Here is a 243-nt window from a genome sequence, read left to right on the forward strand (position 1 = left end):
ATGGTTACTGACAATTATATTAGTTTTTGTTTTTGGTGGGCTGTCATTCACCAAAACAGTTATATCTACAATTGTTTCAAGTAGTTTGAAACAAAAGGAAGCTGGTGCCGGAATGAGTTTGCTTAATTTTACCAGTTTTTTATCAGAGGGAATAGGAATTGCAATTGTTGGTGGTTTATTATCTGTACGCTTACTGAATCAGAAGTTGCTACCTATGGACCTTGATCAATCCACTTATTTGTA

Annotated in this window: 1 pseudogene; it reads left to right on the forward strand. The window is 34.6% G+C overall.

What is annotated here, in order from left to right:
- Nucleotides 1-243: pseudogene (locus AWV70_RS21900) on the forward strand (tetracycline efflux MFS transporter Tet(L)); the annotation flags it as partial.

Origin of the sequence: Sporosarcina koreensis, from assembly GCF_001531445.1 — a bacterium.
Classification (GTDB): Bacteria; Bacillota; Bacilli; order Bacillales_A; family Planococcaceae; genus Sporosarcina; species Sporosarcina koreensis_C.